The organism is Haliea sp. E1-2-M8 (assembly GCF_030649675.1).
In the GTDB taxonomy this organism is placed as follows: domain Bacteria; phylum Pseudomonadota; class Gammaproteobacteria; order Pseudomonadales; family Halieaceae; genus Haliea.
Genome location: NZ_JAUTDR010000002.1, coordinates 47,370 through 72,421 on the forward strand (window position 1 = coordinate 47,370; position 25,052 = coordinate 72,421).

Annotated in this window: 25 protein-coding genes; 2 read left to right on the forward strand and 23 right to left on the reverse strand. The window is 62.6% G+C overall.

What is annotated here, in order from left to right:
- Nucleotides 1–21: 21 nt before the first annotated feature.
- The 12 genes from Q6D67_RS01950 to Q6D67_RS02005 form a co-directional block, all read right to left on the reverse strand.
- A complete protein-coding gene (locus tag Q6D67_RS01950) occupies nt 22–507 on the reverse strand; it encodes a nuclear transport factor 2 family protein (RefSeq protein ID WP_304703839.1) in 486 nt (161 codons plus the stop codon).
- Nucleotides 508–881: 374 nt separating this feature from the next.
- A complete protein-coding gene (locus Q6D67_RS01955; RefSeq protein WP_304703840.1) occupies nt 882–2,729 on the reverse strand; it encodes a PQQ-binding-like beta-propeller repeat protein in 1,848 nt (615 codons plus the stop codon).
- On the reverse strand, nt 2,726–3,640 hold the full coding sequence (locus Q6D67_RS01960; RefSeq protein WP_304703841.1) for a glutathione S-transferase family protein: 915 nt from the start codon (nt 3,638–3,640) through the stop codon (nt 2,726–2,728). Before Q6D67_RS01960 ends, Q6D67_RS01955 begins: the two co-directional genes overlap by 4 nt.
- 83 nt (nt 3,641–3,723) lie before the next feature.
- Nucleotides 3,724–6,180, reverse strand: a complete 2,457-nt coding sequence (locus Q6D67_RS01965; protein WP_304703842.1) for a TonB-dependent receptor — start codon at nt 6,178–6,180, stop codon at nt 3,724–3,726.
- 70 nt (nt 6,181–6,250) lie between these two features.
- Entirely contained in the window at nt 6,251–7,603 is a 1,353-nt protein-coding gene (locus Q6D67_RS01970) for an aromatic ring-hydroxylating dioxygenase subunit alpha (RefSeq protein ID WP_304703843.1), read from the reverse strand.
- 12 nt (nt 7,604–7,615) lie between these two features.
- A complete protein-coding gene (locus Q6D67_RS01975; protein WP_304703844.1) occupies nt 7,616–8,017 on the reverse strand; it encodes a Zn-ribbon domain-containing OB-fold protein in 402 nt (133 codons plus the stop codon).
- Nucleotide 8,018: 1 nt separating this feature from the next.
- The gene (locus tag Q6D67_RS01980) at nt 8,019–9,188 is read right to left on the reverse strand and encodes a thiolase family protein (RefSeq protein WP_304703845.1); all 1,170 of its coding nucleotides are present in this window, start codon (nt 9,186–9,188) and stop codon (nt 8,019–8,021) included.
- Nucleotides 9,188–9,616 (reverse strand): hypothetical protein, encoded by a 429-nt coding sequence (locus tag Q6D67_RS01985; RefSeq protein ID WP_370551909.1) that lies wholly within the window; start codon nt 9,614–9,616, stop codon nt 9,188–9,190. The genes Q6D67_RS01980 and Q6D67_RS01985 overlap by 1 nt, the downstream gene beginning before the upstream one ends.
- A gap of 5 nt (nt 9,617–9,621) precedes the next feature.
- Nucleotides 9,622–10,077, reverse strand: coding sequence for a MaoC family dehydratase N-terminal domain-containing protein (locus Q6D67_RS01990; RefSeq protein ID WP_304703847.1), 456 nt, complete (start codon nt 10,075–10,077; stop codon nt 9,622–9,624).
- Nucleotides 10,074–11,630, reverse strand: a complete 1,557-nt coding sequence (locus Q6D67_RS01995) for an AMP-binding protein (RefSeq protein WP_304703848.1) — start codon at nt 11,628–11,630, stop codon at nt 10,074–10,076. Before Q6D67_RS01995 ends, Q6D67_RS01990 begins: the two co-directional genes overlap by 4 nt.
- Before the next feature lie 11 nt (nt 11,631–11,641).
- A complete protein-coding gene (locus Q6D67_RS02000) occupies nt 11,642–12,073 on the reverse strand; it encodes a nuclear transport factor 2 family protein (protein WP_304703849.1) in 432 nt (143 codons plus the stop codon).
- Entirely contained in the window at nt 12,070–12,885 is an 816-nt protein-coding gene (locus Q6D67_RS02005; protein WP_304703850.1) for an SDR family NAD(P)-dependent oxidoreductase, read from the reverse strand. The genes Q6D67_RS02000 and Q6D67_RS02005 overlap by 4 nt, the downstream gene beginning before the upstream one ends.
- Before the next feature lie 129 nt (nt 12,886–13,014).
- On the opposite strand from Q6D67_RS02005, the gene Q6D67_RS02010 reads away from it, so the two are divergent.
- Nucleotides 13,015–13,659: a TetR/AcrR family transcriptional regulator gene (locus tag Q6D67_RS02010; RefSeq protein WP_304703851.1), complete on the forward strand. Its 645-nt coding sequence runs from the start codon at nt 13,015–13,017 to the stop codon at nt 13,657–13,659.
- Here the strand turns inward: Q6D67_RS02010 and Q6D67_RS02015 are convergent.
- From Q6D67_RS02015 to Q6D67_RS02040, 6 genes are read right to left on the reverse strand one after another with little or no spacing between them, the layout of a single operon-like run.
- The gene (locus tag Q6D67_RS02015) at nt 13,656–14,657 is read right to left on the reverse strand and encodes an LLM class flavin-dependent oxidoreductase (RefSeq protein ID WP_304703852.1); all 1,002 of its coding nucleotides are present in this window, start codon (nt 14,655–14,657) and stop codon (nt 13,656–13,658) included. The two genes, Q6D67_RS02010 and Q6D67_RS02015, sit on opposite strands and share 4 nt — an antisense overlap.
- Before the next feature lie 18 nt (nt 14,658–14,675).
- Nucleotides 14,676–15,482 carry an alpha/beta fold hydrolase gene (locus Q6D67_RS02020; protein ID WP_304703853.1) on the reverse strand — a complete coding sequence of 269 codons (807 nt, stop codon included), beginning with the start codon at nt 15,480–15,482 and terminating at the stop codon, nt 14,676–14,678.
- A gap of 4 nt (nt 15,483–15,486) precedes the next feature.
- A complete protein-coding gene (locus Q6D67_RS02025) occupies nt 15,487–16,131 on the reverse strand; it encodes a TetR/AcrR family transcriptional regulator (RefSeq protein WP_304703854.1) in 645 nt (214 codons plus the stop codon).
- Between the two features lie 43 nt (nt 16,132–16,174).
- A complete protein-coding gene (locus Q6D67_RS02030) occupies nt 16,175–17,788 on the reverse strand; it encodes a long-chain fatty acid--CoA ligase (RefSeq protein ID WP_304703855.1) in 1,614 nt (537 codons plus the stop codon).
- Between the two features lie 14 nt (nt 17,789–17,802).
- Nucleotides 17,803–18,825, reverse strand: coding sequence for a phosphotransferase family protein (locus Q6D67_RS02035; RefSeq protein ID WP_304703856.1), 1,023 nt, complete (start codon nt 18,823–18,825; stop codon nt 17,803–17,805).
- Nucleotides 18,822–19,553, reverse strand: coding sequence for an SDR family NAD(P)-dependent oxidoreductase (locus tag Q6D67_RS02040; protein ID WP_304703857.1), 732 nt, complete (start codon nt 19,551–19,553; stop codon nt 18,822–18,824). Before Q6D67_RS02040 ends, Q6D67_RS02035 begins: the two co-directional genes overlap by 4 nt.
- 186 nt (nt 19,554–19,739) lie before the next feature.
- Here Q6D67_RS02040 and Q6D67_RS02045 point away from each other — a divergent pair, with 186 nt between their 5' ends.
- Nucleotides 19,740–21,038, forward strand: a complete 1,299-nt coding sequence (locus Q6D67_RS02045) for an acyl-CoA dehydrogenase family protein (protein ID WP_304703858.1) — start codon at nt 19,740–19,742, stop codon at nt 21,036–21,038.
- 249 nt (nt 21,039–21,287) lie between these two features.
- Here the strand turns inward: Q6D67_RS02045 and Q6D67_RS02050 are convergent, their stop codons facing one another.
- From Q6D67_RS02050 to Q6D67_RS02070, 5 genes are all read right to left on the reverse strand, one after another.
- Nucleotides 21,288–21,803 (reverse strand): carboxymuconolactone decarboxylase family protein, encoded by a 516-nt coding sequence (locus tag Q6D67_RS02050; protein WP_304703859.1) that lies wholly within the window; start codon nt 21,801–21,803, stop codon nt 21,288–21,290.
- Entirely contained in the window at nt 21,796–22,254 is a 459-nt protein-coding gene (locus tag Q6D67_RS02055) for a carboxymuconolactone decarboxylase family protein (protein WP_304703860.1), read from the reverse strand. The genes Q6D67_RS02050 and Q6D67_RS02055 overlap by 8 nt, the downstream gene beginning before the upstream one ends.
- A gap of 73 nt (nt 22,255–22,327) precedes the next feature.
- Nucleotides 22,328–22,747, reverse strand: coding sequence for a DUF1330 domain-containing protein (locus tag Q6D67_RS02060; RefSeq protein WP_304703861.1), 420 nt, complete (start codon nt 22,745–22,747; stop codon nt 22,328–22,330).
- 61 nt (nt 22,748–22,808) lie between these two features.
- Entirely contained in the window at nt 22,809–23,711 is a 903-nt protein-coding gene (locus tag Q6D67_RS02065; protein WP_304703862.1) for a fatty acid desaturase family protein, read from the reverse strand.
- A 9-nt stretch (nt 23,712–23,720) separates the two neighbouring features.
- Nucleotides 23,721–25,004 carry an acetyl-CoA hydrolase/transferase family protein gene (locus tag Q6D67_RS02070; protein ID WP_304703863.1) on the reverse strand — a complete coding sequence of 428 codons (1,284 nt, stop codon included), beginning with the start codon at nt 25,002–25,004 and terminating at the stop codon, nt 23,721–23,723.
- Nucleotides 25,005–25,052: the final 48 nt, after the last annotated feature.

Sequence of the window (25,052 nt, forward strand, 5' to 3'; positions counted from 1 at the left end):
AGTCTGGTATCAGGTTTTATCTCAACCCTGCGGCGCCTGTAGCGGGACGCCGAGTATGGGATTGAAATAATGAATCTTGACGTCGCGCTGGGTGATCAGCCAGCGCCCGTCCTGCCGCTGCACAGTATCAGTATAGGTCGCCCCGACAATCTGGCAGTCAGTGTCGCCGGCGAGGGTCCCCACGCAGTCAACATCGCAGACACAGGTGGCGTTGTCAGCATCCTGGAAGCGGATGACGTGGTTGGTTGAAAGGTGATGTGACTCCTGCCAGGCGGGCCAGAGAATCTCCTGCACTGCCTCGCGGATACCGTCGTGGCCGCTAAAAGAACCAAAGGGCGGACCGATATTCCAGACGCAATCCTCGCTCCAGATTGCCAGGAAACGGTCAAAATCGCGCTTGTCAAAGCCGTGGCAGTAATCCGACGTCAGGTCGACAATCGCCTGCCGACTCTCCAACTCATCGATCCGCGCCACCAAAGCCGCCAGCATCGCGCTGTCGTCAGCCATTCTTTACACCTCGTGCCCTTGTTATGGTTAAAACGCTCGCAGCGAACCGCGGCAACTCATGGTAACCGTATTCGCTTGTTTGCGTCTAGCAAGTGTAGTGAAATTTCAAGCCGAGTCAAGCCACCGCCCAAGCGCAAACATGGACAGACAAGGGGTTGAGAGTCAGAGCTGGGTAGCGCCTAATTCAATTTGGCACAATGGTGAGGTCGGTGTCCTGATTTGGCGTTTTCGAGACCGTATGCAGCAAGGATGCTGCATACGAGCCTCCAAGGACGGATTCACGGCGTGTCTCGAAAGCGCCAAGTCAGGGCGGCGACCGGATTGCGAAGTCGCACGAGCATTGATTAAGTGGAGAGAACCAATGCCCCAGAGGGTTACTCCTGGGGCCCAAACGCAAGCAGCACATTCCCCGGCATATGGAAGTAAATACCATACCCCGAATTAACAAACATCATTCCGTCACTGAACACCGGCCCCGCCGCACCACCAAACGACCCCCCGTGCGCCGTCCCACCATCGGTAGTCCGGAACTCCCGCACACTGTCAAACGACCACAGCACCTTGCCATCGCGCTTGTCGTAGGCGCGCAGCACCCCGTCCATGGCTCCGGCGATCACTGCGCCCTCAAGGGCCGAAGCCGCGGCCGACAGTCCCGGCTGACAGAACTCGCGGCCATCGCAGATATTCGCATTGCGGTTGAACCACAGCTGCTCGCCGGTGCGGATATCCACCGCGTACATGCCGGGGAACATCTCGCCCGGCCAGCGCGGGCCACCGTCAAAATCCGACATCGGCACATAGAGCACATCGCCCTCCAGCGCCATGCCGAAATGGACGCCGCCCTGGATGCCACCGCGCCCCAGCTTCCTGCGCCAGACGATCTCCCCGCCGTTGTCCGGATCCAGGGCAAACACTTCGCCAGATTTCTGGCCCGCCAGCACCAGATCGCGCCCCTCGGACGTTGTCGCCAGGATGGTCGCCGCGCCGAAATCGTAATCGGGGCCGTCCTCTGGCGGACAGTTGACGCGCTCCTCGGTTTCGCAACCCATGTTCCAGGCGTCACCGGCCGTCATCTGCTGACTCCAGACAATGGAGCCATCCTCAAGGCTGAGCGCAAGGATCGCGTCGCTGGTGTTGTTGGCAGGAGATGAGTAGTTCTCGCCAGTACCGACGTACATGACACCGCGCGCCGGGTCCAACGCCGGCGTGTTCCATACCGGCGAACCGGAGGGCGCAATGCGCTCAGTGCCCACCGCATTCCTGCCCACCACGGCCGGCTTCTCCGCGATGGTGTAACTGGTGTGCAGTTTTTCCCCGGTCCCGGCGTTATAGACCGCTACCCCGCCACGGAAGGTGCAGCAGGCATAGCCCGGATCCGCCGCCGCTGTAACCTCCAGCGATGATAACGGCACATACAAGCGGTTGCCGTGGAGCGCCGGCGAGGCAGTCAGGGTCAGGCTCGGATGGTCGTCCGGCCGGTCGCGCCACACCAGTTCCCCGGTCACCGCATTGAGCGCGTAGACATTCCCCACCAGGTCGCCAAAATACAGCAGCGGCGGCGCCGAGGAGCCCTGAGCCCAGTCCGCTACCACAATACCGTTGCGCACTTCGGCAACGGTGGCGAAGCGCCAGCGGATACAGCCGGTCTCACGATCCAGGGCGTAAACGGTGCCGTCCTGGCTGCCGACGTACAGCGCACCGCCGGCAATCGCGGGCTGGGACCGGGCGCGCAGGGCACCGGGGAAGGCAAAAGCCCACTTCAGTTCCAGTTCCCCGATATTCGCCGCGGTTACCCCTGCGACCTCATTGTCGTAGAAGCGGTGGTTACCGGGGTTGACGCCCCAGCCTCTGGTATCCGGGCGCGCGCCGAAGTCGAACTGTGCACGCTCGGCGCTGCATATGGGCGCCTCGCTCTGCATGTCCGCTTCGGCCAGGGTCTGCCCTGACAGATACTCTGCCACGCGCTGCTGCTCCGCCGCGGTCATCTCCGCCGCCTGGGTCTGCATGACGCCGCCCTGCATGGCGCGCAAGATCGAGCTCGGCGGCATGATCTCCAGCAGACTGTACTGGGGCGCCTTGGCGACTCCGCCCTCGTGGCAGCTGGCGCAATACTGTTGATACAGGGCGGCACCATCGCGCTCTCCCGCCGTCTCCGCTTCAGCGCCGGCAAGCGCGCTGCCCGCTGCCATGAGCGCGGTCAAAAGCCAGTGCGAATAGTTCATGATGTTTTCTCCACGCGATAGCCCGAGCGGGGAAAGTGAACTACCACCTCGCCCGCCCGGGGGTCTGTACGACGTACGGCGATGTCCTGGGGGGTGAGCCTGACCAGCTCTCCCGCGACGGGCACTGCCCCGTAATCCTCCGGTGTCACCGCCACCTGCATACCTGCTGTCAACCCGGGCGTTGCCTCCTCCAGCACCAGTACCTCGGCAACGGACTGCTGTTCCCGGGCAATACTCAGCGCCGCCTCCGCATCCAGCTCGCGGCGCTCACCATGACCAAAACCGGCAACCCGCGGCTCCCAGGCAAGCACGCGCGAAAAGCGCGCCAGCAGAGCGTCGCCTCCGCGGATATTGCCCCGGCACATCCAGACCGGGAAATAGCCGAGAATATCCGCCCATGAGGGCTGTGCACCGAGCAGGTAATCGCGACCGTCCGCCAGCATGGTCTCCAGTACTTGCACCTGCGCGCTGAAGCCTGCGTAAAGGTGCGGCAGCTCGCTGGGCAATGAAGCGAAGTCGAGGAAACTGAAGAACTCGCGGCGGTCCTTGAGGATCTCCCCCGGCAGGTCGCTGTTGGTGCCCATGGACAAGCCGGCGCCGGGCTGGAAAAAGGCCGCGTCACTCCAGTTGGCCAGCGCCAGGCACAGGCCCTTGCTGCCCTGTGGAAATAGCGTCCGGGCAGGGTAGCGCTGTTCCAGCTCAACGGCGATACGCTGGGTGTCACAGTAAATGTCCGCGCCGATCTGCAGCACTGGCGTCTTGCGATAGCCCCCTGTCAGCGCGGTAAGATCCGGCTTGGGCATCACCACCGGAATCTGAACCGATTGCCAGGCCAGGCCCTTGAGACCAAAACCAAGGCGCACTTTTTCGGCAAAGGGCGATATATCAAAATGGTGCAGAATACAGTCCATCAGGCACTGTCCTCCTTTGCTCTGTGGTTGCGGCAGCAAAAAAAGGGCCGACAAAGCCGGCCTTCAAGCACCGCAAAATCGACTCAGTTACCGCCGAACTTCATGCCCACTTCCAGGCCATAGGACCGCGGCTGGCCGTAGTAGGTCATGGTCCACAGATCCCCCACCGGCAGTTCACCCACCCGATACTCTTCGTCGGTCAGGTTGCGGCCGTAGAGGCGGGCAAAGAACCGCTCATCGGCAGTGGTGTAGGTAACACTGGCGTTGACCAGGGTGCGGTCATCGGTCATGCCATGGTACTCGGGCGCCACGTTTGAATAGACAAAGATCGCCTCGTCTTCATACGTCGCCCCGGCTACCCAGGTCAGGTCGCCATTCATGAAGTTGTGGGTGTAGATGGCATCCAGGCTCCACTGCCACTCCGGTGCACGGTTGACGTCCTCATCACTGAGGTCAATGTCGATGGTGCCGTCGAAGTTGGTGTCGGCCAGGAACTCGTCGTACTCACTATGCAGGTAGCCGGCGTTGCCGCGCAGGGTGAGGTTGTCGGTGAGGACCGCCGTCATTTCCATTTCCAGACCGTAGGAGGAAAGATCAGCCGCGTTGAAGAAGCGGGTTTCCTGGAAGCTGCCGCCGAAGGGGTTGTCGAACACCGCCACCAGGTCGCGCTGGGCATCCGAATACTCCACATAGAAGGTAGCCATGTTCAGACGCAGGCGGTTGTCCATGAACTCGCCCTTGAAGCCCAGTTCCAGCGAGTCAGCGATTTCCGGATCTGTTGGCGCCGCAGAAGCGGCAGTGATCGGCGAGCCAGACGTACCGGTCTGGTCGTTGTAGGCACCGCTTTTGAAGCCTCGTGAATAGTTAAAATAGGCGAACAGGTCATCGGAGAAGGTGTGGCTGACCGTTACCCGCCAGGTCGGCTCTTTCCAGGTCTCGTCGTCGCTGAACACGCCATCCGGATAGCGGCCGAAGTCCGCTGCCTGCAGCGGCGAGTTGAAGTTACGCCAGGTCAGGTTGGGGTCGAAACCACCGTTGAGCTGCTGGAAAAATACCTGGTTGCGACCGGTCCAGGATTTTTCCTCGTTGGTGTAGCGGAAACCGGCAGAGACCGTCCACTTTTCATCGAGATCGTAGCTGCCATCCACGAACAGCGCCCAGTTTTCTGCCTCCTGTTCGTTGCAGAGGATCTGGGGATTGTTGTCCCACCAGGTGGGGTCACCAAAGAACTGGGTGCCCAGGCCGAGCAGGTCGAGAAAACCCAGAACCTGTACCACACAGAAGGTGGTATCGTCTTCCTGGTAGAAGCCACCAACCACATAGTTGAAAGGGCCGTTCAGGTTGGAAGCGAGGCGAATTTCCTGCTGGAAGGTTTCCCGGTCATCGACGCGGTTGGCGTCAAACAGTGAGCCACCCGGGCCGACTTCGCCAGTGTAGGTCGAGGGCAGCTGGCTTTCCTGCTTGCGCAAGCCGGTCACCGAACTCAGGGTGTAGTTCTCCAGCTGCCAGTCCATATTCAGGTAGTAGCCGTCGATATCCACCTGATGGCCATCGGACATATTCATCAGGAGGTCATCGCGGTTACTGATACCCGCCTTCTTCACCTGGTCGCCGCCGGGGTCGGAGGTCAGACCAAGGAAGTTGAATACCAGCGGCGCGCCGGGGGGTGTGCCGTTGGCCACCGGTGGCGAATCACCGTTGTCGCGGATGATCTCGTACTGGGCGAGGGCGGTGAAGTTGGCGGTCGGCTCCCACTGCGCTTTAAGCCGCGCGGAAATTGAATCATCGCCGCCCAGCTTGCTGCCATCACCGCGGCCGGATGTGCCCAGCGCCGGGTGGGTGGGGTCGAAGGCGGTGACCGGGCCATACTCGGCATTGTTGCGCCAGTAGCCGTCGGACTCCATGTACAGGCCCGAGGCGCGCAGCGCCAAAGTGTCTCCTACCGCCACGTTGCCGGCAACGCGGGTTTCAAAGCGGCCGAAGTTCTCAACCTTGCCCTGGATTTCCAGCGAGTTCTCCCCCATCACCGGGCGCTTGGTCTTGACGTTGACCACGCCGCCGGTGGTATTTTTGCCGAACAGGGTCCCCTGGGGACCGCGCAGCACTTCGATCTGGGCGATATCGAACATCTCCAGCAGCTGCGACTGGATGTGCGGAATCACGAAGTCATCGATGGTGACGCCGACCTGGGGGTCCTGGTAGACAATGATCGAGGTTTGGCCCACACCGCGCATGGCGAAGGAGGCGGCGTTGAAGCCCGCCGGCTTGGCCGCGGAAAAGTTGGGCACCAGGCTGGCGATGTCGCCAAGGTCGCGCGGGGTCAGTTGCTCGATATCGTTGCTGGTAATGGCACTGACCGATACTGCCGTGGTCTGGATGTCGGTTTCGGTGCGACGGTTGGCGGTGACCAGCACCTCCTCCAGTTGCGCCATGGCGGTCAGTGGCACACCACCCAGCATGGGAACACTGGCCATGGCCAGCGCCAGCGGCAGCGCCTTTGCGGTAAACCGCAGCTTGGGATCACTCTTGCTGTTTATCATTATGACTTACTCCTGCACATAGGTTGTTGGTGTCTTGTTTCGGCGTTCTCCGCCCTGCTGCCCTTGCCTGCTACTTCGCCAGCCTGCGCTCCAACTCCACATGGAAGTGCCGCAGGCGCTGCTCCTGTTCGCTCCAAAGCTGGCCGTCAAAGCCCCGTGAACGCATGCCCTGCTGCACTACCGGCAGCAGGGAAGAATCCTGGCTGAGCACCAACCCCAGGTTGGCATCGTCGGCAATGCCGTAGTGCTCGGTGGCGGGGCGCTGCTTGCCGCTGGTGTCCGTGCCCTCCGGCAGACCCATCCAGCCCGGCGGCTTGTAGCTGCCATCCGCCACCGGGAAGATCAGGGTCATGGTGTCGTAGTAGAAGCGCTCCGGGTCCGTCTCGTGGGGCAGGAACCGCATCAGGAACACCGCTTCCGGATGGCAGCCGATCTGGACGTTGGGGAATATCCCCGTCGCCCAGCTGTCCGATAGCTGGCCATCGACAAAGCGGTCGTACTCCAGGCCCAGCCGCCGTGCCCGGGCACGCTTGCCCTCCTGGATCGCGCGGCGCACATCGGCGGCGGTGCCGTTGAAGCCAGAGGGATCAATGCCCGCGTCCTCCAGCATCATCTTCAGACCCTCGCTCACTGTAGTCTGGTCGTGGATGCGCGGGCTGGGCTGCCCCAGAGGCACGATCATGCGGCTGGCGCCGTTCGGGTACAGATCGTACTGCACGTTCAGGTCACCCATGACCCCGCGGGTTTCCGGGTGCACTGCATGCAGGTGGTAACTCTCGTAGAAGGCTTCCACGCCCACTTTCCAGTTCGCGCCCCATTCACTGCGGACGTGGCGCACCACCTTCATCTCGTCGAGCCGATAGGCCTCAAGATAGCCCTCTGGCAGGCCGATCGCCTCCAGCAGCGGCCCCGGCCTGGCATCCATGTTGATGAACACGATGCCTGCATGGGTGTTGCAAGCCACCGGCTTGAGACCGGGCCGGTGGGCGATCACTTCCGGCTTGAAGTACTCTTCGTCGGTAATCCGGCGCAGCTCCCCGGTATTGTTAAAGCTCCAGCTGTGGAAGGGGCAGACAAAAACCTTGCGATTGCCGCGCTCCTCTTGCACCAAACGGGCACCCCGGTGGCTGCAGACATTGTAGAAGGCGCGCACACCTTCTTCCGTGCGGGTGACGATGATCGACTCGTTGCCAATATCGAACAGGAAGTAATCGCCCACCTTGGGGATATCCGCTTCTACCCCGGCAATCAGCCAGCTGCGAGTCCACACCTTGTCCCACTCGCGAGCCATGTAGTCGCGGCTGAAATAGCCCTCCTTGCCGGCGATGTCGACGCCATTGTCGAGGTCCGGCTGCTTTGACTCCAGAGACTCCGCGGGAGCATCCGGATTGATGACTGCTATCGGAATTCCTTTCGCATTCATGGTTGATCTCCTCTAGTCTCGACTTTCGAGTGTAAATACCGGCAGGCTCACGCTGTCCGACCAGGCCGCAAAATCGACCTGTACCGGCGCTCCCACCGCAACGTCTTCCGGGGCGCAGGCAACGATGTGACTCATCATGGTCGGCCCCTCTTCCAATGCCACAAGGGCCACCACATAGGGTGCCTCATAGGCCGCCGATATCCCGCGCCGCACTACGGTGAAACTGCGCACCCGGCCGCGGCCACTGGCGGCGGTCCAGGACAGGTCACGGCCGTGACAATCTGCACAGATGATCCGCGGGTAGAACTGGTAGGCGCCGCAGCTGCCGCAGCACTGCAGACGCAGTTCGCCCACCCGGCAGCCGGCGATGAAGGTTTCGACGAGGGTTCCGGGTGTCGGCTGGATTTTGTTCATGTCAGCCTGCCTCCCGGCCGAGAACCAGTGTGCTGTGGCTGGACATGATCCCGCCCTGGGCATGCAGCAGACCGACGCTGGCGTTGGCCACCTGGCGCTCGCCCGCGCTGTGACGCAGCTGCCACACTGACTCGGTCAGCGCGAACATGGAGCCGGGGTTGCCCGGGTGGCAGTGGGACAGCAGGCCGCCGTGGGTATTCACCGGCAGTGCGCCACCGGGGCCGATACCAGTGCTGGCAATAAATTCACCGCCCTCGCCCTTGGCGCAAAAACCGAGGTCCTCCAGTTCCACCAGTACCGTCGGGGTAAAGCAGTCATAAAGCTGGGCGAAATCCATATCCCGTGGACCCAGCCCCGCCATGGCGTAGGCCCGTTGTCCCGACTCCACCGCAGCCGAAGTGGTCAGGCTGCGGGCCTGGCTGATGTGTTCGTGGCTGTGGCCTTCGCCTACCCCCAGCAGATACACCGGCGCGTGGGGAAAATCCCGCGCCCGCTCAGCGGAGGTCAGCACGATCGCGGCACCGCCGTCGGACACCAGCGAGCAATCCAGCAGATGCAGCGGGTCGGCAATCATTCGCGAGCCAAGCACATCGTCCACGCTGATCGGGTCGCGCTTCTGCGCCGCCGGGTTGCGCGCCGCGTGAGCCCGACAGGCCACAGCAACTGCGGCGAAGTGCTCAGGCCTGGTGCCGTATTGCGCCATGTGCGCCTGCGCGATCAGCGCGTAGTAGGCCGGCACCGTGGGGCCGTAGGGCTGCTCGTATTGCGGGTGCCCGGTGGAGGACTGCATCAGCATGGCCTGGTCGCGGGTGAGACCGCTGCGCAGGCTGTCCGCCATCGAAATCACGATGGTCTCCGCCATCCCCGTGGCAATCGCCGCGGCGGCGTGATGCAGCACAGAGAAAGTGGTGCCACCACCGGCGCCGGCGGCAAAGCAGTAGCGCGGAAAAATCTGCAAATACTCGGCGATGGCCTCCGCGTGATACAGCATTGGCTGGGACATGCTGTTGCAGGTCACCAGTCCATCCACCTCGGTCTTGTCCAGGCCGGCATCCGCCAGCGCCAGCAGAATGGCCTCGACACAGAGCTCTGTGGCGGTGGCGTCGGGCACGATGCCAACCCGCGTATCCGCGGCGCCGACAATGGCGACCTTGCCGCGCAGGCTGGCCATCAGGCGCCCATGACCGCGGTGGCGACGCCGGGGGTGATAACTTCATCGGCCTCATTCACGATAAATACCTCGATGCGCACTTCGCCGCTTGCGCCATCGATGGCGACCACCTTGCCGCCGGAACGGAGCGTCTCACCAATATAGCTCGCCGCGCGATTGGAGTATTCGATGCCCACCAGTCGGCCGGCATCACCCAGCCATTCTTCGACGCACTGGTTGAGCCAGTCGCCCAGCATCGGGCCGGCGATCACCAGCCCGGGGTAGCCCTCGACCTCGGTCGCATAGGGGTGGTCAAAATGAATCCGGTGTGCGTTCCACAGCGCCGCGTTGTACAGGAACAGCTGCACATTGTCGGGCTTGAGTTCGCGCCCCGGCAGTTCGTCTCCCACCTGTACGTTGGCCAGTGGCAATCTCTCGGTCAGTGACACTGTCATTACCTCAGAATTCTCGTGGTTTTTTCGCGGATTACCGGCTCACCGGCCTCGTTGACAATCTGCATGTCCACCTCGTAGAAAATCAGCGGTCCCGAGCGTCCGTGTTTTTCATAGATATTGGTCAGGGTGCGGGTCGCGGTCAGCCAGTCCCCGGGATAAACCGGCTGCAGATAGTCGATCTTCAGGCCCCCTGCCATGGCCCGCTCCAGCGGGAATTTCGGCAGCAACTTGTCGATGGACACCCCATCGGCTGAAAGCTCCTCCAGCTCCACCACGTCCCAGAACAGGGCCACGTGAAACATCGGCGGCGCCTGATCACCATCCAGATACTTGCGCTGGCGGTTGCCGGTCGCAATGGCGTACTTGCGGATGTCCCGTCGGGTCACCAGCTCGCGGTGCGGCGCACTCTGGCGCCCGATATTGGCGAGCAGCTCGTCACTGAGCAGGGTGGTCATACCTTTCTTTCTCCCGTGTTCCAATAGGGGTCGCGCAGCTCGCGCTTGAGGATCTTGCCGGTGGGCGCCTTGGGCAGGCTGTCGACAAAATCCACCGAGCGCGGCTTCTGGTAGGACGCCAGGTGCTGGCTCGCGGCGGCGATGATCTCTGCCTCGGTGGCGCTCATGCCGGGCTTGAGCACCACCACGGCCTTGACCGACTCGCCCCACTCCGTATCCGGGATACCGAAAACAGCGGACTCGAGCACTGCCGGGTGCTGGTGGATGGCCGCCTCGACCTGGGTGCTGTAGATATTCTCGCCCCCGGAGATGATCATGTCCTTGGCGCGATCGACAATGAATATATAGCCCTCTTCGTCCCACACCGCGACATCGCCGGTACGCATCCAGCCGTCGCGCAGGGTCTGCGCGGTGAGGTCCGGGCGCTGCCAGTAGCCGACCATGTTGGCCTCGGACTGCACCAGGATCTCGCCGGGGGTGTTGCCGTCGCGAGGCACGGCATTGCCGTCAGCGTCCACCAGCTTGATGCTGGTCATGAATCCTTCCCGGCCACAGGAACTGAGGCGCTCGGGATGAATTCCGGCAATGGCGTTGAGGTGGTCTTCCTGGGACAGGAAACTCATGGTCATGCCTTCGGTCTGGCCATAACCCTGGATCAATGTGCAGGGAAAAGAGTCCAGTGCGGCCTTGACCACGCTGTGGGGCATGGGGCCCCCGCCGTACTGGATGTTGCGCAGGCTGCTCAGGTCGTAGTTGGCGAAGTTGTCTACCGCCATCATCCAGTTGAGCATGGTAGTGATGCCCAGGAAGGCCGACACCCGCTCGCGCTGGATAACCTCCAGTGCCAGCTTTGCCTCGAAATTTATCAGCACCAGGGGACAGCCGTGGGCCATGTAGTTCATCGCCAACCCCACCGGGATGTGGAACATCTGGCCGGTGAGCATGTAGACGTCCGAAGGCACGATGCGCTCGGCAACAGTCTGGTTGATCATGCCCGCGAACAGGGAGCGGTGCGTGTGCAGAGCACCCTTGGACTCGCCGGTGGTGCCGCCGGTATAGAGAATCAGCACCGGGTCATCGTCGCCAACCGCAGCCGACTGGGGCGGCTCTTCGGCGTTGGCGGCAGCCAGCAGCGCGTCGTAACTGCCGTCACTGCCGGTACCAAAACCAAGACAGTGGGGAATGTCGGCGTCCGCGGCCAGAGCCGCTGCGATGTCTGCATACTCGCCGGAGTGAACCAGTACCCGCGGCTCGCCCCCGGCAGCTATTTTCAACAACTCGGCGTTGCCCAGGCGCCAGTTCAGCGGCTGCACAATCAGGCCGATACGGGCGCAGGCGTAGTAGACCTCCATGAATTGGATGCAGTTTCTGGCGAGCACGGCCACGCGGTCACCCTTGCCCAGCCCCAGCTGCGTTGCCAGCCCGTTGCCCAGACGGCGCACGCGTTCATCCAGTTCGCCATAGCTCATGCGCCGGTTGTTCGGCACATCGATCAGTGCTTCCCTGGCGGGCGCCAGGCGCGCCGTCTTGGCTGGAATCTTGCCTATGTTCACCCGTCGCGACCTCAGTAGCTTTTGTCGAGTTCGAGATGGCGCTGCAGCAGCTGCCAGACACCCTCGCGCTGCACCACGCGGTCTTGATAGACCCCCGCCGACAGCAGTGAGATCGCGCCGTTTTCGGTCGCAAACAAAGTCAGGTTGGAGACCACAGTGACACCCTCTTCGCTGCCGGTATCCGCCGGAAAGAAAATATTGGAGACCACGTGTCGACGCTTGTCGGTCTGTTCGGCCATGGCGCCGGTCATCAGTTGCATGATGCCTTCGCGGGTTTCAAAGGGACCGATCAGATCGCCCCCGGCGATGCGCATGCTGAAGCTGGCGTCCTCGGCGAAGCTCGCAGCAAGCATTTCCACATCGCGCTCATCGAGGGCATAGGCCGCGCGCGACAACAGCTCGTGGATCGCGAGCTTTTCCTCTGTATCGAGTACGCTGGTCATACCCTTTCTCCCATTCCAAGCACGTCCAGAGTGCCGCGCCAGGCGAGGGAACCCCCGTCTATCAGCCACACGGCACCGTTGATGAAACTGGCCGCGGGGCTGGCGAGAAAGCACACCAGCTCAGCGACATCCTGCGGCTGACCCATCCGCGGAATCAGGTGAGTCATGGTCATGGTGTTGAGCATGGCCTTCTGGTCCGGCGCGGCGGCCAGGAAGTCGTCGACCATTTTCGTGTGAATGGACCCGGGGCAGTAGCAGTTCACCCGGATACCATCGGGCGCGAGGTCCACCGCCAGCATCTTCGTCATCTGCATCACCGCGCCCTTGCTGGAACCGTAGGCGACGCAGTTGGGGTAGCCGGTAATGGAGCTGGTGGAGCCGGCATTGATGATGGACGCCTGGCTGCTCTGGCGCAGCCAGGGTAGTGCGTACTTGGCGCAGAGCCAGACCCCGGTAACGTTGATCGCCATCACCTTGTCGAAGGTGGCACGGCTCATGTTCTCCAGCGACAGCCCACCGCCGAGCATGCTTTCGTGAATACCGGCGTTGTTGTGCAGCACATCAATGCCGCCAAGCTGCTCCGCCGCCGCCTGCATCAGCGCCTGCACCTGGGCCTCATCGCTCACATCACAGTGCTGGTAGCAGGCCGTGCCGCCCTCGGCGCGAATACCTTCAGCCACCGCTTCACCATTGGCATCGTTGGCGTCCGAAAGCATGACCCTGGCGCCATGGCTCGCCGCCAGGCGCGCGGTGCCGGCGCCGATACCGGCCCCCGCGCCCGTAATCACGAAATTCATGCCTGCAATCTGCATTTTATAATTGTTCCTTGAATTATATTCAGGATAATAGTGGCGCCTTGAACATTATTCAACTTATTTCCGATGCCTTTCACGCACAAAGTGCATGACCGCGAACGGGCTTAGCTGCTAAAGTTTTGCGCCATGAAAAACGCCTCTGCGAAAGCAACCACCGACAGCCCCTCGCCCACGAAGGCCGAGCCGGCCCCACGCCGCGACAGCCGCGGCGAGAAGCGCCGCCGCCGTATTTACAAGTCCCTTCACGACTGCATCATCAACAAGGGCTATGTGAAAACCACCCTCGCCGATATCGCCGAGGGCGCGGGCATGACTGCCAGCCACCTGCTGTATTATTTCAATGGCAAGGAGGCGATTCTTGAACAGTATTTCGCCAACGTCTCGGTGCGGTTCCTGGAAAAAATTGAGTCGTTCTCGGAACACCCGCCGCAGCAGCAGGTGCAGCTACTGGCGAACTTCTGGTTCCGGGGAGAGACCAGCACCCGACTCGAGATCGGGTTCATGCTGGAATGTTTCGGGGCGGCGGTAAACGATGACGTACTGCGTGTCACCAAGGCGGATTTTGACAGCCGCTGCAAGGCACACCTGGTGGAAATATTCCTCGCCGCACCCGCACTGGTGCTCGACGACGCCGGCGATTCGGCAGAGATAGCCTACTCGATGATGATAGGCCTGCGCTCCGCCGTGTATTTCGATGAAGATATCAGCCTGGAGCGCGCGCACGGCCTGTTCACGAATGCCGTGAACAGGATGTGCGGTTTCGGGGTCTAGCGCAGGCGCGGCAACACCTTTTCCGCAATGTAGCGCAGGCGCTTGTTGCCGGACTCCAGCGGTTCACCCGGGAATTGCGCCCAGAAGTGTATGTCGCTGATCATCGGATAATCGCGCACCAGTTTGCTGAGATTTGCCACCGCCATCTCGGCGTCCCACAGTTCGTAGAGGCCGTTTTCGATCGCGGTGGAAACATCGTCAAACAGGGTCGCCTGCTCGGGCGGGCCGAACGCACCCCACTTGATGTACTCGTTGGTCTGGTAGAGGATATGTTCGCCGATGCGCTGCGCTTCCGCTTCCGGGTCTTCCGCGATAATCGCCCAGCAGCCAAGCACCACGTTGCCCTGCTCCAGGGTCTTGCCCTGGTTGAGCAGCGCCTCACAGTAGCTGTCGATACCCAGGCCACCGGTGCAGAGGAACCCGTCCGCAATCCGCGCCGCTCTATCGATTGCCGGTGGCGCCATGCCGCCCAGCAATATTTTCGGCGCGTGCACCGGCGCCGGCGTAACGCTCAGGTCTCCCACCGTGAAACGCTTGCCGCTGAAGTTTACCGGCTTGCCCGACCAGCTGCGGCGGATCACCTCAATGCCTTCTTCCACCAGGCTGGGACGGTGTGACAATTTTCGCTCGAACTGGTCGAACTCCAGCTGCCGATAACCAATGCCCACGCCAAGGTCAAAGCGGCCGCCACTGAGTAGCGACACCGTAGCGCAGTCTTCCGCCATCCGCACCGGATCGTGCAGCGGCAGCAGCATGAGGTTGGTGCCGATGTGCATATTTTGGGTCCGCGCAGCGATCGCCGCGGCGAGCACCAGCGGGGAAGGCGTGTAGCCGTCATCGCAGAAATGGTGCTCGGTGAGCCAGGCCGAATTGAAGCCCAGCTCCTCGGCGGCGGCAATCTGGTTGAGACGGCTGGCGTAGAACTGCTCGAAATCCTCGCGCCAGGGAGCCGGATTGCGGAAGTCGTACCACAGACCGTAGTTTACTGATGATGTCATGGTCGGATTCTCCAGCGCTCAGGCAATGTCGGCAAGAAAGGCGAGCAGGTCGCGGTTATAGCGTTCCGCGACTTCGACAAAGGGTGCGTGGCCAACCCCCTCGTATTCGACTACCCGGGCATTGGCGTTGTGCTCGCCAACCCAACGGCAGATCTCCGGAGCGACAAACACATCAGCGCTGCCGACAAAGGAAATGATCGGCACGCCCAGGGCAGCCAACTGCTGCCGCTGGTCAAGCTGCGCCAGCTGGCCCAGGGTTACGTGCGCCATGGGCGAAGACTCGCAGAACACCTGCCACATCCAGTTGACCAGCGGCTCCCCGACATCCTTTGCGCATACCGCCTGCGACAAACCCGCGAGGAAGCCGATGCGGTCCGCCTGCAGCGCCGCTACCGTCCCCGCCATATCCTCGTCGGTGCCCCCGGCCTGGAAGTCTGGCTTTTGCGTGTAGATCGGGGTGGCGCCGCCGGTAAGGGCCAGACCAGTGCAGCGCTTGCCGAGCCGGTCTGCCGCCTCCACCGCTACTGCGCCGCCCAGGGACCAGCCATTCAGCACCACCGAGTCCAGGCCCAGCTCGGCGACCAGGGCCACAACATCGCCCGCAATCGCCAGGATACCCATGTCGGCAAAGTCCTTGTCGGAGCGCCCGCAGCCGCGATGATCGATCATCACTACCCGGTGGCCCGCAGCCAGCAGCGCCGGCAGGGTATTGTCCCAGGCTCGGCAACTAAAGCCCCAGCCGTGGATCAGCAGCACTGCGCTGTTGCCGCTGCCATAGTCCTCATAGTAGACATTCTTGCCACAATCGGTCGTCAGGTAGGCCATAGTCTTATTCCCTCTTGCTGAGAAGCCGTTTTATGTTGGCTTCGTAGTCGTTGAAGATCGCCGGCAGATCCAGGGCGTCGGCGTTGACCAGCCACTGGTAAATGATTCCGAAGATAAACGCGTTGAACTGCACCGAGAACTGTTCCGGGTTGATGACGGGGTCGATCTCACCCGCCTCGATACCTCCGCGCACCCAACGGGCAGCGTCCTCACGATAGACACGGTGATGGTCCGCAAGCTTGCTGCGAATTCTGGAGTCATGCCCCAGAGACTCGTACCAGAGGATGTACATGGCGCGCATGTAGTTCGCTTCGGCGGTGAGGAAGTCGCGCAGCGCGTCCAGCGCCGCCAGCACTGCCTCAACCCCGGTCTTGCCGCCCACATAGCTGGTGAGGTGCTGCTTCCAGCGCCCGTCAAAGCGCACAAACAGCTTGTTCAGGAAGCCCTCCTTGGAGCCGAAGCGCGAGTGCGCCAGACCGCGGCTGTAGCCCGCCAGCTCCCCGATTTCTTTCAGGGTCGTGCGCTCGGTGCCGCGCTCGATGATCAACTGAATGGCAGCCTCAAACATGCGCTTGTCCGATAACGCTGTCCGTTCTGCCTGGGTCCTGCGCCGGGCGGACACCTCTGGCGGCTTTGCCTGTGCTCTCATCAACTTTTCTCCCCGATGGCAACCTTCAGGGCAAAGGTTGCACCTATTTTATCGTTTCGATGTTGAACTCTCCGGCGACATGCTGGAGACGCAACAGTTTCTTGTCTATTTTGCCGACACTGGTCTTCGGTATCGCGGCGACAAACGCCCAGTGTTCCGGAATCCAGAATTTCGCCACCCGGTCACGCAGATACGCGCGCAGCTCCGCCGCGCTGATCTCGCTGTCGGTCACCAGTATTGCCAGAGGCCGTTCCTGCCAGCGCTCGTCATCGGTGGCGATCACCGCCACCTCCACCACGGAGGGATGGGCCAGTAGCGCGTTTTCCAGATCGACCGAGGAAATCCACTCACCCCCGGACTTGATCACATCCTTGGTTCGGTCCGTCAACTGGACAAAGTGCTTTTCATCGATATGGCCGACATCGCCCGTGCGCAGCCAGCCATCGGCGGTAAAGGAGTCAGGGGCGCTGTCCTTGTGGTAGGCGCCCGTGACCCAGGGTCCACGCAGCTGCAGTTCACCGACATCGCGGCCATTGTGCGGCAATTCACGACCCTCTGCATCCACTACCCGGACCTGGATGCCGGGAACCGGGCGCCCACTCTTGGCCCGCCAGGGTGTTTCACCGCCCGGGCCCGGGTCCCGGGGCGGATGCGACAGGTGGCACAGGGGGCTGGTTTCGGTCATGCCCCAGCCCTGCAGTACGGGCACACCCCAGCGTTCCCAGGCGGCATCGATCAGCGCAGGCGCCACGGCGGCGCCGCCACAGACCAGCATCCGGAAGCTGCTCATGTCGAGATCGCTGTTTTGTGAGGCGCGCAGCAGGTCGCCCAGAATCGTCGGCACGGTGGCGGTAAACGTGGGCCGGTTGGTGCGAATCATGGCTTCGATGCCCGCCGCCTGCAGGTGCGGCCCGGGCATGATGAAATCGCTGCCGCTGAGCCAGCCGCTATAAGGCAGGCCCCAGGCATTGGCGTGGAACATCGGCGGCAGCAGCAGGATGCGGTCGCGCTCATTGATGCCAAACGTGTCCGTCGCCCGCGACGCCAGCGAGTGCACGAAGGTTGTCTTGTGGCTGTAGACCACGCCCTTGGGGTTGCCGGTGGTGCCGCTGGTGTAGCAGATGGCAGCAGGTGCCGTCTCCTGCAGCTCGGGCCAGTCAAAGCGACCACTCTGGGCTGTTAGCAGCGCAGCGTAATCCGTGGCCGGTATGCCGCCGACGTCCTGGTCGGTACCGTCCACCAACAGGATATGCTCGACGCTTTCCAGCAACGGCACCACTGGCAGGAACAACTGCTGCAGGCTGGCGTCCAGGATCACCACGCGGTTGCCGGCGTGGTTGATCACATAGGCCACCTGCTCCGGGGCCAGGCGAATGTTGACCGTGTGCATCACAGCGCCCATCGCGGGTATCGCCAGGTAGGCCTCCATGTGCGCGAGATTGTTCCAGCTGAAAGTCGCTACCCGGTCGCCGACCTCAATCCCCAGCGCCTGCAATCCCTGCGCGAGCCGCTCGGCCCGCTCTGCCACTGTGCGGTAGGGAGTCCAGTGGGTTTCCTCGCCGTCGAAGACCCCCACCCGGCTGTCGGGGAACACGGCCGCGCCGTGCTCCATGATCATCCGCACCGTCATCGGCAGGTGCATCATTGTCGCTATCATGTTGAATCGTCTCCTTACCAGCGACCCTTGGCCGCCGCTTCCGCCTCGGCCAGCAGAGCTGGCACATCGTACTCAAGGCCCCGGGCGTAGGCCGAATCGACCTTGCCCTGGCAGTACAGGGCATAGGCACCCTCGACGATCGCCGCCAGGCGCCAGAAGGCGAAACACAGATAGAAATCAAGCTTGCCCAGGGGGTAGCCGGTGGCAGTACCCCAGCGTTCCGCCAGCGCCCGCCGGCTGATGATCCCGTCGCGGCGGCTCACCGCCTGGATGTGCCGGAATCCCGGTGGATCGAGGTCGCGCGGCCCCCAGAACATCAGGAACAGCCCGAGGTCGGCGAGCGGGTCACCAATGGTTGCCAGCTCCCAGTCGATGACCGCGGCGAGCCCGGGCCGGTCTTGATGTGACAGCGTGTTGTCGAGGTGGTAGTCACCGTGCACAAGACCCACAGGGCCGTTGGCGGGCAGGTTACGCAGCAACCAGTCAGCGAGCTCCTGCAGCAGCGGCAACTCCCGCACCGGCGTCTCCGCACGGACCGACTGCCAGCGGGTGATCTGGCGCTGCAGGAAATTATCCGGATTGCCGAATTTCTCCAGCCCGATGTCGCGCCAGGGTACCCGGTGAATGGCGCCGAGTTCATCGATCAGGTCTTCACCCAACCGATTGACGCTGTCGACCGTGTCGGGGTACGCCGGCGGCAGGGTGTCGGTAATAGCCACACCATCGACGTGAGAGACCAGCAGGAACGGACGCCCGATAACCCCGGGGTCCTCGCACCAGCCCATCATTTTCGGCGCCTTGACCAGCCCCTGGATCGCCCGCAGCACGGTGGCTTCCCGCTCAATGCCGCGGTGCGCTGTCACCGAGATGGTGTTTTCTGGCGGCGTGCGCAGCACCAGGGGCCCGCTGTCGGTCTCCAGCAACAGAGTGAGGTTGGCGTTGCCACCGCTGAGCGCGCGAGCGACCCTGGCGCCCGGCATGCCTACTTCTTTGGCGATCCATGCCGCCAGCGGTTCGTCGAACGGGTGGTTGCTCATCCCGGCACCCCGAAGCTGCTCAGCAGCCCTCCATCCACGGGCACAAAAGCGCCGGTCATGTAGCGGGAGCGCGCGACCCATTCCACTACCTGGGCAATTTCCCCGGGGTCGCCATAGCGGCCCATGGGTATGGTCTTGCGCATGCCCTCCAACGCCTTTTCCGAGAGACCACTGGTCATCTCCGTCAGCACCAGGCCGGGGATCACCAGGTTGACGGTGATGCCGCGGGCGGCGAACTCAATTGCCAGCGCGCGCGTCAGGCCCGCCAGGCCGGCCTTGGACGCGGCGTAGGCGGAGTCGCCGGGGAAGCCGCGGAAGCCAACCACGGCGCCCACGTTGATCACCGCGCTGCCCGTCCCGAGGTGTGCATCAGCCGCCCGGATCACGTTCACCGCGCCGCGCAGATTCACATCGATCACACTGTCCCAGTCAGCCAGGGGGATGCGACCGATGCGGCCACCGCGGTGCAGGCCCGCGTTATTTACCACCACATCGATTGTGCCCCAGTTGGCGACAACCGCTGCCACTGCCGCGGCCACCGCCTCCGCATCACTGACGTCGGCGCGACAGGCCATGCAGTTCGCGCCCAACTCTTCCGCCAGGGTCTCGACTTCCGCGCCCCGCGCCAGGATAGCTACCTTGTCCCCAGCGCCAAGCGCGCTCTCGGCGATCGCACGGCCGATGCCACGCGATGCGCCGGTAACGAACCAGATTTTTTGGTCTACCATAGTGTTGTATCAACCCGAGTGAGTTTATTATTTGCTTGTTTGCATCTAACAAGTCTAAACTAGGTCCCGCTCAAGTCAAGCAAAAGTAATGCTGCCGGGGATATTGCACCGGTTGCAGAGCTGGCAACACAGGCACGGCAAAGCGGCCCGCCAGCATTCAAAAACACGCATTATAAGGACATCACCGTGAGTTGGAGCTTCGAAACTGACCCTGAATTCCAGCAGCAGTTGGACTGGATTGCAACCTTCACCCGGGAAGAGATAGAACCCCTGGACCTTGTGTTTCGCGGCCCCGGGGACCCCTGGGATCCGGATTCACCCGCGGCCAGGGCGATGGCGCCGCTGAAGGAGATCGTTAAACAGAAACGGCTCTGGGCCTGCCACCTGGGCCCGGAACTGGGCGGGGAAGGCTATGGCCAGGTAAAGCTGGGCCTGATGAACGAGATTCTCGGCCGCAGCCGTTTTGGCCCCAGCGTCTTCGGCTGCCAGGCACCGGACTCGGGCAATGCGGAAATCCTCGCCCACTTCGGCACCCCGGACCAGAAGAAGCGCTTCCTGCAGCCCCTGCTGGACGGCAACATCGCCTCCTGCTATTCCATGACCGAGCCCCAGGCGGGCGCCGATCCCGCGGAGTTCACCTGCACCGCCACCCGCGATGGTGACGAGTGGGTCATCAACGGCGAAAAATGGTTTGCCTCCCACGCCCGCTTCTCCGAGTTCCTGCTGGTGATGGTGGTTACCAACACCGACGTCCCGATTCATGAAGGGGCCTCCATCGTGCTGGTGGAAAAGGACACCCCCGGCATGGAAATCCTGCGCAACTCCGCTGTTGGCCCCTATGTCGAACAGGGCGATGGCGTGCACGCCTACATCCGCTTCACCAATTGCCGGGTGCCCGCCGACAACCTGCTGGGCGAGGAAGGCAAAGGCTTCCTGGTCGCCCAGACCCGCCTGGGCGGTGGCCGCGTACACCACGCAATGCGCAGTGTCGGAGTGCTCAAAAAAGCCATGGACATGATGTGCGAACGGGTCCTCAGCCGCACCACCAAGGGCGAGCCGCTGGGCAGCAAGCAGATGACCCAGGACAAGATTGCCGACTCCTATACCCAGATTCTGCAATATCGCCTGCATGTGCTGTATACGGCCTGGTTGATCGACAAGCACAAGGAGTACAACCGCGAGGTGCGCAAGGAGATCGCCGCGATCAAGGCCGCGACCCCGAAAGTACTGCAGGAAGTCATCTATCGTGCCATGCACCTGCACGGCAGCCTCGGCATGTCGGATGAAGTGCCCCTGATGAACATGTGGGCGAATATTCCGGAACTGGGCGTGGTCGACGGCCCCTCGGAAGTCCACAAGATCACCGTGGCACGCACTGTGCTGCGTGACTACAAGCCGGCACCGGGCCTGTTCCCGACCTACCACACGCCGACCCAGCGCGAAGCGGCGATGAAGAAGTACGGCCACTTCCTCGATCAGGCCTGAAGGCAACCGGGGCCCAGAGGGCCCCCGAACCTGTTGCAGCCCGCGCTGCAGGAGCTCGCCCTGTTGTGGGAGCTCGCCCTGCTGTAGGAGCGCACTCCGTGCGCGATCGCCCGCAGACAAGGTGAATGGCCGCGCAGCGGACAGAGAAGGTGGCCTGCCACGATCGCCCGCAGAGCGGGCTCCTACCCTGTTAAAGCCCACCCTGTAGGAACTCGCTCCGCGAGCGATCGCGCACCTGGCCGGCCGCACCTAACGGGGCACGCTGATCTCCAGCCGTGGCATTGCCTCCGGCATCCCGCCCAGCGCCACGGCGCAGCGCGAGGAGCCATTGAACCACGCCACCAGCAGTGACAAGTGCAGCAACTCATGTTCGCGGAACGCCGCCAGCAGGTCCTGCTGCAGCTGCGCCGGAATACCTGCGGGATCCAGATTGTACTGGTCGACAAAGGCCACGATGAGCCGCTCCCGCTCACTGAGCTGTGCCGCGGGGTCGTCCTGGCGAATCACCTGTACCTTGTCCTCGGTCAGGCCGTCGGCAATTGCCACATCATAGCGTACCGCCTGGCACAACACGCAGCCGGTATGCCGGGCATTGCGCAGGCGCGCCAACTCAACCTCCGCGGCACTGAGTGGCCCCGCATCCCAGATAGCCGCATTCAGTGCAAGATAGTGATCCAGGGTCTCGGGCACAATGCCCAGCGCCGAGTCCCTGATTACATTGCCGGTATTGCCCGCAGGTGGGCTCACCCTTGCCGCACTAGTCATGTTGCTTGCCACCCGCAGGCGCTGCCTGCCAGATCAAACCCAGACGAATAAAGCCATCGAAGACACCGAGCGCCTGCAACAGCGCCACCAACCCCGCCTCGCCAAAATGCTGCTTGACCGCATCGGCCTGCGCATCGGTGATGGCGCTGCAGTCCATCGCATGCACCTCGGCGAGCTCCAGGCAGGCCCGCTCACCCGCGGAGAAGGGCGACGCATTGTGCCAGTCCTGCAGCTGCTCGCGCTTGCCAGCGGCGAGCGGATACTCCTCCAGCGCAAAGTCGGCGTCACTGCGGTGCAGCTGCGCCAGGCGCAAACGACACAGCTCCACTGTCTCCGGCGGCAGTTGCGACAGACTGTAAAAGCTGGCGTACAGGCGCTGGAAGTGTTCGCCAATGGCGGGCAACCGATCCATGATCTGTTCCCGGCCGAGATCTCCTGCAATCCAGCTCATCCGCACTTACTCCCGCTTGGCCTGATTATCGTTGCGCAAACAAGGGGTCAGGTCCCGACGGGGCCTGACCCTGTCAACCACCAAAACCTTCCCCGGCGCTCGCATCCGCCATCCGGATCAGGCGGCTATCCGCAACAGCCACCTGGCGGTGTACCACCGCCTTGCGGTAGTCCTCGTCCGTCACCATCGCCATAAAGGCACCAGCGTCAGGGTAACGCGCGATAAAGGCGATATCCCAGTGCTCATCGGCAGGACCAATCACTACACACTCGGGCCTGCCGCGCCAGACGATGCTGCCACCCAGGCGCTTGAAAATGGGGCCGCTGTGGCGACCATAGCGAGCGTAGGCTTCAGCGCCGGTGACCGTCTCCCCATCAGGGTATTTGGCGCTGGCATTGAGGCGGATGAGATTCAGCATCATGATCGGGGTGTCACGCGGCAGGTTCTTGAATTGATCAAACTGCTCCCGGGTTGGGTCCACGTTATTGCTCATGCTTTAGTCCTTTTTTATCTGCGTAGCTGTCCATCTTGCCATCTTTCCACCAAACCAACGGTCAGGCCACCACATGCCCCAGCACCGCGCCATACCCGTCGAAGGCGGGCACGTTGGCCAGGGCGTTACAGCCCCGCAAGTGGCGCCGCAGGGCCGCCAGCCGGTAACAGGGCACGCTGGCCATGAAGTGGTGCTCAAGGTGATAGTTGACGCCGTTGGGCGCGAGCACAAGGCGCTGCCACCAGGGGGCGTCCACGGTGCGCGTGTTGTAACGCGGGTCCGGGTGATACAGGTCCGGCACCGCAGCGTGCTCCGCAATCTGGCGCAGGCGGATAACCAGCATATAAGCTGTGAGGAAAGTGCCCAGCCACAGCAGATAGACCCAGCCAATGCCAAAGGCCATCAGCACCAGAAACAGCAGCACTTGCACCAGCAGCTGGCTGACAAACGGCCTTGCGCTGGCACGTTTCTCGCCACTGGTGATTCCCGCGGCGCCACGCAGGATTGCAGCCAGCAGTTTTACTCCGGTGCGACCGCTCAGGTCGCGCAGCAGCTTGCGCCGAAAACTGGCGCGAGATACGGGGTAACTGGCGTAGTTGGGGAGGTCCGGGTCTTCCAGGGTGCCGGCGAGCCGGTGATGCCGCAGATGCCCCCGGGCGTAAGACGGCATGTCGTTGAACACCGGCAGCGCGCAGAGCCACTGCCCTGCCACGTCATTCAGCCAGGGAGTGCGAAACAGGGTGCGATGGCCGGCCTCGTGGGTGAGTACCGCCAGCCCCAGCTGACGCCCGGCCAACAGCGGCACCGCCAGCAAAATCAGCAGCGGGTGCGGATACCAGCCCACCAGCGCAAAGATGGTAACGATACCCAGCCAGTTACCCAGCACCAGCCGCCACGCCTGCAGATCGCTCTTGGCGGTGAAGCGTGCGATATCCTCGCGGCTGAGGTAGTCGGTGACTTTCATGCCCTGATTCTACACCCGCAAACCGAGCGAGTCCCGCGCCTCCCGGGCCAGCGACTCGCGAAAATCCGGGTGCGCGATAGCAATCAGGTCCGCCGCCCGCTCACTCAGGGAGCGGCCACGGAGTTCCGCAACGCCGTACTCCGTTACCACGTAATCGACCTGGGCGCGGGTGGTAACCACCCCGGCGCCGCGCTCGATCGCCGACACCAGCCGCGATACCGCGCCATGCTGTGCCGTGCTGGGCAGGGCGATGATGGATTTGCCCCCTTCCGAGTACATGGCACCCTGCACAAAATCGACCTGGCCACCGACCCCGGAGTAGATACGATGGCCCATGGAGTCAGCGCAGACCTGGCCGGTGAGGTCGACCTGGATAGCACTGTTGATGGACATGACCTTCTTGTTCTTCGCAATCACCACCGGATTGTTGACATATTCCACATCCAGAAAGGCTACTTCCGGGTTGTCGTTGACATAGTCATACAATCGTCGAGACCCCATGGCAAAGCTGGTCACCACCCGGCCCCGGGCTATTTTCTTGCGGGCGTTATTGACCACTCCGCTCTCCAGCAGGTCCAGCACACCGTCGGAGAACATCTCCGTATGCACCCCCAGGTCCTTGCGGTCTCCCAGGCAGGCCAGGGCGGCATCGGGAATGGCGCCAATCCCCATCTGCAGGCAACTGCCATCCTCCACCAGGCTGGCGACGTGCTCCCCCACGCGCCGGTCGACCGCGGAGGTCTCCCGGCTTTCGTGCAGAATCAGCGGCGTGGCCTCGGCATAGGCGTAGTCGATACGCTTGAGGTTGATGAAGCTGTCACCGTGAGTCCGCGGCATATTGGGGTTGATATGGGCAATAATGCGGCCGGCAACGTCGCAGGCCGCGGCGGTGGCCTCCACGGAAATACCCAGCGAACAGTTGCCGTGGGGGTCCGGTTTCGATACCTGGATAATAGCCGTGTCCACGCGCTGCTCGCCGCGTCGAAACAGCTTGGGGATTTCCGACAGAAAAATAGGCACGTAATCGGCCCGGCCCTGATTTATCAGGTCCCGAGTCACCTTGCCGGCGAAGAAACAGCGGTTGCGTATATGCCCCTCCAACGCCGGGTCGGCCAGTGCCTCGGCATGCTCCAGATGCAGTTGCATGATGTTGACACCCTGCAAGTCCTGCGCCCGGGCAGCGACGGCTTCCAGCAGTACAGTTGGCGTTGCGGCCATGGAATGGCTCCAGAGGAATTCACCGGAACCGATGGCGGCTACGGCCTCGGCGGCACTGTTTACAAATCGGGTCACTGGCGGCTCCGTGGTTGCTGCACCCTGCGTCGGTACTCACCATCATAG